10 protein-coding genes are annotated in these 8874 nt (G+C 48.8%); 3 read left to right on the forward strand and 7 right to left on the reverse strand.

What is annotated here, in order from left to right; genetic code table 11:
- Positions 1-62 precede the first annotated feature (62 nt).
- Genes Q1V74_RS02490 through Q1V74_RS02500 form a run of 3 tightly spaced genes read left to right on the forward strand, consistent with a single transcriptional unit; the run spans position 63 to position 2321 of the window.
- Entirely contained in the window at positions 63-491 is a 429-nt protein-coding gene (locus Q1V74_RS02490) for a biopolymer transporter ExbD (protein ID WP_300646920.1), read from the forward strand.
- 28 nt (positions 492-519) lie between these two features.
- Positions 520-1191, forward strand: coding sequence for a response regulator transcription factor (locus tag Q1V74_RS02495; RefSeq protein WP_300646921.1), 672 nt, complete (start codon positions 520-522; stop codon positions 1189-1191).
- 5 nt (positions 1192-1196) lie between these two features.
- Complete coding sequence (locus tag Q1V74_RS02500; RefSeq protein ID WP_300646922.1) at positions 1197-2321, forward strand: HAMP domain-containing sensor histidine kinase; 1125 nt, start codon at positions 1197-1199, stop codon at positions 2319-2321.
- Here the strand turns inward: Q1V74_RS02500 and Q1V74_RS02505 are convergent.
- The 7 genes from Q1V74_RS02505 to Q1V74_RS02535 form a co-directional block, all read right to left on the reverse strand.
- Positions 2284-2724 carry a hypothetical protein gene (locus tag Q1V74_RS02505; protein ID WP_300646923.1) on the reverse strand — a complete coding sequence of 147 codons (441 nt, stop codon included), beginning with the start codon at positions 2722-2724 and terminating at the stop codon, positions 2284-2286. The genes Q1V74_RS02500 and Q1V74_RS02505 overlap by 38 nt on opposite strands.
- Positions 2725-2798: 74 nt before the next feature.
- On the reverse strand, positions 2799-3188 hold the full coding sequence (gene mnhG / locus Q1V74_RS02510) for a monovalent cation/H(+) antiporter subunit G (protein WP_300646924.1): 390 nt from the start codon (positions 3186-3188) through the stop codon (positions 2799-2801).
- On the reverse strand, positions 3185-3466 hold the full coding sequence (locus tag Q1V74_RS02515) for a K+/H+ antiporter subunit F (RefSeq protein WP_260649747.1): 282 nt from the start codon (positions 3464-3466) through the stop codon (positions 3185-3187). Before Q1V74_RS02515 ends, mnhG begins: the two co-directional genes overlap by 4 nt.
- Positions 3463-3945, reverse strand: a complete 483-nt coding sequence (locus Q1V74_RS02520; RefSeq protein ID WP_260649749.1) for a Na+/H+ antiporter subunit E — start codon at positions 3943-3945, stop codon at positions 3463-3465. Before Q1V74_RS02520 ends, Q1V74_RS02515 begins: the two co-directional genes overlap by 4 nt.
- A complete protein-coding gene (locus tag Q1V74_RS02525; RefSeq protein ID WP_260649751.1) occupies positions 3942-5561 on the reverse strand; it encodes a monovalent cation/H+ antiporter subunit D in 1620 nt (539 codons plus the stop codon). The genes Q1V74_RS02520 and Q1V74_RS02525 overlap by 4 nt, the downstream gene beginning before the upstream one ends.
- Positions 5561-5905, reverse strand: a complete 345-nt coding sequence (locus Q1V74_RS02530; protein WP_300646925.1) for a Na+/H+ antiporter subunit C — start codon at positions 5903-5905, stop codon at positions 5561-5563. The genes Q1V74_RS02525 and Q1V74_RS02530 overlap by 1 nt, the downstream gene beginning before the upstream one ends.
- Positions 5905-8823 (reverse strand): monovalent cation/H+ antiporter subunit A, encoded by a 2919-nt coding sequence (locus Q1V74_RS02535; protein ID WP_300646926.1) that lies wholly within the window; start codon positions 8821-8823, stop codon positions 5905-5907. The genes Q1V74_RS02530 and Q1V74_RS02535 overlap by 1 nt, the downstream gene beginning before the upstream one ends.
- Positions 8824-8874: the final 51 nt, after the last annotated feature.

The raw sequence follows: 8874 nt of genomic DNA on the forward strand, positions 1-8874 counted from the left end.
TTGACTACAGGCCAGCAAGTGTCGGATGGAAACGGTAAACCCAATACAAAATAGAGGCTATTATGTCGTTTGGAAGTTTTGATCGGGGGGGCTCACAGAGTCATACCAACGCAGAAATCAACATGGTGCCGTTGATTGATGTGATGCTGGTGTTATTAGTGATTTTTTTGATCACCGCCCCCTTGCTGACGCATTCTATTTCGGTACAGCTGCCACAGGCCAGCGCACAACCTGTTGAAAATGAAAAAAAATACCTGGACTTGGCGATTACGCCCGAGGGGCTTTTATATTTGGACAATGAAGAGGTTGCCTTAGATGACCTAACGGCGACGTTGCAACCCTTTGCCCAAGATACGCCGCAGCCGGAGGTAAGGATTCGAGCTGACCAGGAAACCCGCTATGAGTTATTAGCACAGGTTATGAGTCGAACCAAAGCTTCGGGACTAACACGCTTGGGTTTTGTGACGCGCCCTGATACGCCTGCTCCCTAAAATGAGCGACTCGGTATAAAATCGCAGTATGCGAGTACTAATTATTGAAGACGATCGGGTTCTAGGTCCCGCTTTGCGTGACTTTATGCAAGCTCAAGGCCATGAAGCGCAGCTGATTACTCAAGGTGATCAGCTGCTTTTGCAATGTGAGCAACAGCGTTTTGATTTATTGGTTTTGGATTTAAATCTGCCGCAGCTAAGTGGGTTAGAAGCGTTGCGTCAATTACGTGCAGCGGGGCATACGATTCCTGTATTGATTTTAACAGCGCGGGATGCCCTCGAGGATCGTGTGGCAGGCTTAGATGCGGGGGCGGATGATTATGTGACCAAGCCTTTTGAGCTGGCAGAGTTAGCTGCACGGGTCCGTGCTTTAGGGCGGCGTCATCAAGCCCAGTTACAACATATTCTCGAGGCAGGGCCTTTGCGTTTAGATACACAAAATAAAGAGCTACTGTTCGAGGGGCAGCGCCTTAATGTATCGGTGCGCGAGTTCTCTTTATTAGAGCTGCTGATGCAGCGTGCCGGTAAAGTCGTCACGAAACAGCAAATCATTCAATCCTTATCCGACCGCTCAACGGATTTTAGTGATAACGCCGTTGAGGTTTATGTGTATCGATTGCGTAAGCGCTTAGAGCATACTGGGGTGTTGATTCAGACGGTGCGTGGTTTTGGTTATGCGCTCGAAGTCTCCCAGCGTTAAACGCTATGGTTAAACAGATTCGTAACTCTTTACGTAAAAATAGCTTAGCGCGGCACTTGATGATACGCTTGTTTCCACCTATCGCCTTATTAGTATTGTTAGATTTGGCGGTGACATGGGTGCTTACTAGTCGTATGCACTTAGAGGACTGGCTCTTACGTGATATTTTTTGGACCATGCTGTTGAGCCAGTTGCTTTGGGTAGCACTTTTTGGCTGGGTGTTAATCGCTGGTCTGAAATCCGGTCTACGAGCCGTGGAGCGCTTAGGGCAGGATATTCAAACTCAGGATCCAGAGTCGCTCCAACCATTGAGCGCGGCGGATTTACCCGCGGAGTTACGGCCTTTGGTCGATCAGTTTAATCAGTTATTAGTGCGTCTGGATCAAAGTGTTGCCGCGCAAAAGCGTTTTATTGCGCATGCCGCGCACCAGCTACGCACACCACTAAGCGCTTTACGCCTAGAGTCTGAGCTGATGCTCACCAAACCGTTACCAGAAGATCTGCGTGAACAGGCCCAACGCATTAAGCAAAGCACCGAGCGTATGATTCGATTAGGGCAACAGTTACTGGTGTTAGCACGTGCGGACTCTGCGGCGAGTCCTCAAGATTGCTTTGTTCGTTTGGATTTATGTGAGTGGGCACGCACTAGTGGGGCCGAATGGCTAGCTGCTACGTATCAGCATGGTTTACGACTGGAGCTATCTGCTCCTGAGCAGCCAGTATGGGTTGATGCGGATCCGTTGCTTTTAGATGAGCTCTTAGGCAATTTAATTGATAATGCGTTACGTTATGCTCAAGCGCAAGAGAGGATTACGTTACGGGTTAGTGCGAATCCCCCTACTTTAAGTGTAGAGGATGACGGAGTGGGAATAGGCTTAAATCAAGCAAGCCAGTTATTCGAGGCATTTTATCGTGGGACGGATAGCTCCCAAAGCGATGGTTCGGGGCTTGGTTTAGCTATTGTACGAGAAATCGCCTTGGCACATGGAGCAGGATGGAATTTAATTAGTCGTCCGCATTTTAAGGGGACGCGTATTAGCGTGGTCTTTCCTGGCCCCCGTAGGGGCACAGGGTTTAGACGACGTTTTCCTGTTATTGAGCCGGGGATGGAGTCGGAGAGGACTCAATAACAGCAGGTTGTGCAGGCTGATAGGGTTCACCCGGTATGGTAATCGTTGTTTGGCGTAAAATGCCGCCACCTTCTACGGACCCATAGATTTGAGTTTCATGTTGACCTGTCATTTGCGCCAAGCAGTCTTCGCGTAAATGCTCTGGTAGGGCTTGACATCGCGCTGTGCGATGACGAGCTAAAGTTTGTTCATCGACGTGCTGCTTTGGATTGCGCTTTGCTTGTTGTAGCGCTGCACCCGCATCCCGTCGGCAGTTCGTTTTTGCATCACCGCTGAGCATTTCACATTGAGCCATGGCCTCTTGGTAGGCTTGCTGAGGATCAATAGGCTGAGCGTGACTGGATGTCGCAAAACCAAAAGCGAGTGAGGCAGCACTGAGTGCCATAACAATTTTTTTCATCATAAAACTCCATCTGGTTGAACATCATTAAAGTGTAACAAGGCTACGCGTAACCTAAAGTAAGCACTTGCAGTCAGTTATGTATGAGATGGGGGGTTCCCTTTGGATTTTAAAGGCATATCCATATGACCTGGCTCATCAGGAGCATAGTCAGCTATGCGCTGACGAAGTTCGCGTTTAATTGCGGCACGCATTAGTAAAATGGCCGTTACAGGAGAGGTAATGACTAAAAGCACTGTAATGATTAATGGGTAAATTAAGAGTTTTTGCGTACTGAAGCTGGCAACTAGAGCACAGGCCACAAGCATACAGAAAACGCCTAAGGTATTACCCAGAGTGGGGGCGTGCATCCGAGAGTAAAAATGACGCAGCTTAATTAAACCCAGAGTGCCTACTAAGGTGATTATTCCACTGAGTGCGATCAGTAAAGCGATAAGCAGGTTAAGCCAAAGAGGAAAGGTTGTCATGGTTCGATGACCTCGGCCCGAAGTAAAAATTTAGCCATCGCGGCAGAGCCAACAAAGCCAAATAAAGCAATTAAGAGAGCAATATCAAAATAGAGGGTGGAGTCAAAGCGTAAGCCTAGAGCAAGTAGCGCCATTAGTCCATTGCTATACATCGTATCTAATGCTAAGACACGATCTGCAGCCGTTGGTCCTGTAAGTAAGCGGTAAGCGGATATTCCCATGCCTAGGGTGTAGCATAGTAGTGCAAATAAGCTCGCCCAGTAAATATAGATGCTCATTCGAAAATCTCTATTAAAGGTCCTTGGTAACGTTTTTGAATCGTATCCAGCCAAAACTGCTCGTCTTTTAAATCAAGAATATGCAAGGTTAATGTATGGGTGCTTTCATCAAAACCCGCCCAAACGGTCCCAGGGGTATAAGTAATAATACAAGCTAAAGCGGCTAGCCCATGTGGATCGCGTAAGGTTAATGGAATGGGTAAAAAACCAGGGGTGGGCTGGGCGCGTTGGGTAAAGAGGACAATACGACCCACATCATAGTTGGATTTCACGATATCGACGGCGACATGCCAACATAAGCGCAGGGCTAGAAAAGGATGCGAGAGGGTGGCACGTATAGGGCGGAAAGGAATTGCCGCTACGCTTAAGGCGATGGCTAAAACTGCACCGAGCGCGACGTGGGCGGTAGAAAACCCGTTAAGCAAGAGCCATAAGAAAAATAAAAGCAGGGGTAAGAAGGTAAAGCGTAAGTATTTCATGGAGCCTCTACTCCCACAGAACGGATAGGATCACGCGCCAGTACAGCAGAAATATATTGATTGGGTTGATCCAAATAGGCGGCGGTTTGTTCTAGGTAGTTGGTGATGGGGCCTGCGCGCATGGCTAAGAGACCGCAAAGTACGATAAGGCCTGCTACGGGCAAGGCTTCACTCAAACGGAGCCGAGGAATATTGAGATCACTAAAGCTCCAAAAGAGTCGAATCCCCGTGCGCGACAATGCCATAATACCGATAAAGCCGGACAGCAATACTGTAGCAGTAAGAATCCATGCGTTACTGGTGGCTCCAGAGGACTTTAATGCAGCAGATAATAACGAGAGCTTAGCAACAAAGCCAGATAGCGGCGGAAGGCCGATAATAAGTAGTGCGCAAGCAATAAAAGACATGCCAAGAAACACCATAGCGGCTGGAATGGCAATACCAACTACATCGTCGGAACTATCTTCGCTTTCAGGATCGGCCAGATCAAAGGCCTCTTGACTTACAGCTAATAAGTCAGAACCAAAATGCTGTACGCGTCCAATCATTTCTAGCAGCATAAAAAATGCGCCCAGAGCTAGAACGGAGCTTAGTAAGTAATATAAAGCAGGCCCGGTTAAAATCACCCCAGGCATTCCTAAAGCGGCTAGTAGCGTACCGGAGGAAATAATAATGCAATAGCTTGCCATGCGCTCAGGCTGGTGTGCGGCGAGCATACCTAAGGAGCCAAAAGCTAAGGTAGCAATCCCGACAGGGAACATCCATTCTCCACCAAAAGCAGCTGGCGCGCCGGTAGGTAATAGTAACGAGCCAATCCGCAGCAAAGCATAAATACCGACTTTGGTCATGATGGAAAACATGCCAGCTACTGGTGCGCTGGTATTCGCGTAGGTATCGATTAACCAATAGTTCAAAGGCCAAGCGGCTGCTTTAATCAGAAAAGCAACACCTAGTATGGCTGCGGCTGCCTCAAAAACCAAACGGTCAGCACCGGACAGATAGCCAGCTTTGACGGCGAGATCAGCCATGTTTAAGGTACCGGTAATACCGTAAATTAATGCGATAGCAATAAGTAATAAAAATGAGGAAATTAAATTGACTGCAATATAATGTAGACCAGCGCGCACGCGGTCGCGACCTGAGCCATGCAACATTAGTCCATAAGAGGCGGCTAAAAAGACTTCAAAAAAGACAAAGAGGTTAAAAAGATCCCCGGTCAAAAAGGCGCCATTTAGCCCCATAATAAGCAGTTGAAAAAGTGGGTGAAAGTGTACGCCAGCACGATCCCAACGAGCCGTTGCATACCACCAGGTTGCCGCAGCGAGTAAGTTCGTGAGAACAAGCATCATGGCGGCAAGGCGGTCAACGACGACGACAATACCAAAAGGAGCAGGCCAGTCCCCCAATAGGTAGACTCCTACGCCATGTAGCCAACTGGTCGCAATCGAGCCATCAGCCATGCCTAACAGGGTAATTGCCACATAAAACTGCAAGGCTAAAGACAGGGTCCCTAAAGCTAATTTAAAAGGGCGGTGTTTGTCTTTGAGCAGCAGCATAAGTGCTGCGGTCATCAGTGGAATGGCGATAGGAAAAATAGGAAGATGTTGCTGCCACATTAAGCTTGTTCCTCGCGTCCATCCACATGGTCAGTGCCAGTAAAGCCGCGGTTAGCTAAAAGCACCACTAAAAATAAAGCGGTTGTTGCAAAGCCAATAACAATAGCAGTCAACACCAACGCTTGGGGTAAAGGGTCTGCATATAAGCTAGGATCTGCTCCTAGCTCCGTAGAAATCACGGGAGGGGTACCAAGATGAATACGCCCCATGGCGAAAATGAACAGGTTGACGGCATAGGACAGTAATGACAAGCCCATAATGAATTGAAAAGTACGGGGTCGTAATACGAGCCAAATTCCTGATCCGGCTAAAACACCGATGGCTAACGATAAGATAATTTCCATCAGGACTCCTGCTTTTGTTGTAAGGCTTTTTGGATGGAAGGAAGCTTGCGATAAAAGCGTAAAGACTGGTGAGCAATCGCAACGAGCATTAAGACGGTTGAACCCACAACTAGCATATAGACGCCAATATCAAATAACAGCGCGCTGGAGGTGTGAATCGTACCTATAAGCGGTACGGTTAGGTTCCAGCTTTGAGCGGATAAAAAAGGCTTAGCATAAAGCCAAACTAGCATAGCGGCAGAGCCGGCGGTAAGCATACCTAATGCAATCCATGTTTGGGGTTGGATTAAGGGGCGAGATTCAACCCACACGACACCGCCTACCATATATTGCAAAATAATCGCTGTGGCCATGATCAGGCCGCCCACAAAGCCACCACCGGGTAAATTATGGCCGCGTAATAAAAAGTAGACTGATATTAGAGCAGCAATAGGTAAAAGCAAACGCACTAGCACAGCGGGAAGTTTCATAATGCCCTCGGGCAAAATGGCGTTGGGATCAGGCTCTTCGAAGGTTGTTTGCAAGGCGTCGTTTTGATTTTGACGACGCGCAAGAGGGGCGGCGACTGTTTCTACTGGTGGACGGAAACGTCGTAAAAGGGCATACACGCTTAGGGCGACCACACCAAGAACGGTAATTTCCCCAAAGGTATCAAAGCCCCTGAAATCCACAAGGATTACGTTGACGACGTTTGCTCCACCACCTAAAGGCAAGGCTTTTTCCACCAAAAAGGGGGCCACGCCCTCGGGATGCGGACGGCTCAGTAATGCAAACACCAGTGCGGCAATCCCACTGCCGCCAAGAACGGCAACCACCGCGTCTCTGGAGCGCCTAAAGCGAGCTCGCGCCTTAGAAATACCTAGACCATCTGGTAGTGGTACACGTTTAGGTAACCAGCGCAATCCCAATAAAATTAAGACAACGGTTACTACCTCTACAGCAAGCTGGGTTAAGGCCAGGTCAGGGGCGGATAGCCAGGCGTAGCTGAGACTGGTGACTAAGCCAGCGCCACCAGATAACAGGAGGGCTGCGGGGCGGTGGAATTTGGCATAGTACGCTGCCCCGATTGCACAGGCGGCTCCTGCTACCCACATCAAAGCAAAGAGTGGGTCGGGTGTAGTGAGCTGCTGCACATTAAACCAATTGCCTGAACGTAATGCCCATATGCTTACGCCCACCGTGGCTAGAATGATAAGAAGCACTTGTCGCTGCAAGCGATCGGAATAGGTGTAATGGATAACCGCATCTGCTCCGGCTTCAATCCAACCCATCAGCCATTCAAAAATACGGCGCCCGTTAATTTGGTAAATAAAGGGGGCTCGGTCTGAACGACCTTTGCGATAACGATTTAAGAGCCAAATGAGTCCAATGCCGCCTAGGGTGGCGATCACACTCATGAGTAAGGGTAGATTAAAGCCGTGCCAAACATGTAGGCTGTAGTTTGGGGTTTGTGCTCCTAATATTGAGTATACCGCCGTATGTAACAGCGGCCCAACGGTATATGCTGGAAAAATCCCCACAATTAAACAGATAAAGACCAGCAGTGCGCTGGGAATGAGCATGAGACGGGGGGGCTCATGAGGAGTGCGAGGCAAGTTTTTGGCTGGGGGGCCAAAAAAGACTTGGCTGATAAAGCGCAAAGAGTAAGCCACACTAAAAGTACTTGCTATCACGGCTACGATAGGAAGTGCTTGACTAAACCAGTTGCCAGTGCCGGCAAACATGGTTTCGGTAAAGAACATTTCTTTAGAAATAAATCCGTTAAGCAACGGAACGCCTGCCATTGACGCTGCGGCTACAGCAGCGAGGGTAGCCGTGATAGGCATATAGTGGCGTAAGCCAGAAAGGCGGTTTAGGTTACGTGTACCGCTTTCATGATCCACAATACCAGCCGCCATAAATAAAGAGGCTTTAAAAGTAGCGTGGTTAATTATATGGAAAATGGCGGCGACTAAGGCCATTGGTGTGCTTAGCCCAAGCAACAGAGTAATTAAGCCCAAATGGCTAATTGTGGAGTAGGCCAAAACGCCTTTCATATCCCGCTGAAAGGTGGCAACGTAAGCGCCTAAAGTTAAAGAGATTAGACCAGCACCGCCAATTACCCACGTCCACGCGGCTGTGCCAGCCATAATAGGCCAGAACCGTGCTAGTAAAAACACCCCCATTTTTACCATTGTGGCAGAGTGTAAATAGGCTGAGACCGGAGTGGGGGCGGCCATGGCGCGTGGTAACCAGACATGAAAGGGGAATTGTGCGCTTTTGGTTAGTGCACCCAGCGCAATTAGCGCCAGCAAAATGGGATACCATGGGTGCGATTGCACCACATCGCGTGTGGCCAGCACAGTGCTTAAATCATAGCTACCTGCTACTTGACCCAGCATAAGCACCCCAGCAAGTAAACACAACCCGCCGCCTCCGGTGATTACCAGAGACATTCTGGCACCACGACGCGCATCACGGCGATGGTACCAATAGGCGATGAGCATAAACGAGGAAAGGCTGGTTAGCTCCCAAAATACCACAAGTTGGATCAGATTACCGGATATGACCACCCCTAACATGGAGCCCATAAAGGCTTGTAAAAAAGCAAAAAAGCGTCGGGCAGGGTCTTGCGGGGATAAATAATAATGGGCATACAGTGCAATCAGCGCGCCCATTACGCTCACAATTAGACTAAATAGCCAAGCAAAGCCATCCATACGAAGGGTGAAATCGATGCCATGAGCAGGGATCCACGCTGAGGAAAACTGGATGATTTGTCCTTGAAAAATCGCAGGGGCGTAAGCCAGGGTAATGACAGCGCAGACAGAGGCGACCCCACCCGCCAGCAGGGCGTGAAGTTTTCGTTGAGAGGCGGGAAGTAGTGAGGAAATTAGGCTGCCAACAAAGGGTAAGGCCAAAATTATGAGCAAGTACATCAGGCTCTCGGTAAGAAAGTGGAGTTTAGACGTCAATCATACGGTGTTTGT

The sequence above is a fragment of the Paenalcaligenes sp. genome (assembly GCF_030152715.1).
GTDB lineage: Bacteria > Pseudomonadota > Gammaproteobacteria > Burkholderiales > Burkholderiaceae_B > Paenalcaligenes > Paenalcaligenes hermetiae.

Excerpts from the sequence above, each read along its gene's own strand:
- Q1V74_RS02525 (WP_260649751.1), bottom strand. The coding sequence starts at position 5,561 with ATGTGGCAGCAACATCTTCCTATTTTTCCTATCGCCATTCCACTGATG.
- Q1V74_RS02530 (WP_300646925.1), bottom strand. The coding sequence starts at position 5,905 with ATGGAAATTATCTTATCGTTAGCCATCGGTGTTTTAGCCGGATCAGGA.
- Q1V74_RS02520 (WP_260649749.1), bottom strand. The coding sequence starts at position 3,945 with ATGAAATACTTACGCTTTACCTTCTTACCCCTGCTTTTATTTTTCTTA.
- Q1V74_RS02505 (WP_300646923.1), bottom strand. The coding sequence starts at position 2,724 with ATGATGAAAAAAATTGTTATGGCACTCAGTGCTGCCTCACTCGCTTTT.
- Q1V74_RS02490 (WP_300646920.1), top strand. The coding sequence starts at position 63 with ATGTCGTTTGGAAGTTTTGATCGGGGGGGCTCACAGAGTCATACCAAC.
- mnhG (WP_300646924.1), bottom strand. The coding sequence starts at position 3,188 with ATGACAACCTTTCCTCTTTGGCTTAACCTGCTTATCGCTTTACTGATC.
- Q1V74_RS02535 (WP_300646926.1), bottom strand. The coding sequence starts at position 8,823 with ATGTACTTGCTCATAATTTTGGCCTTACCCTTTGTTGGCAGCCTAATT.
- Q1V74_RS02500 (WP_300646922.1), top strand. The coding sequence starts at position 1,197 with ATGGTTAAACAGATTCGTAACTCTTTACGTAAAAATAGCTTAGCGCGG.
- Q1V74_RS02515 (WP_260649747.1), bottom strand. The coding sequence starts at position 3,466 with ATGAGCATCTATATTTACTGGGCGAGCTTATTTGCACTACTATGCTAC.
- Q1V74_RS02495 (WP_300646921.1), top strand. The coding sequence starts at position 520 with ATGCGAGTACTAATTATTGAAGACGATCGGGTTCTAGGTCCCGCTTTG.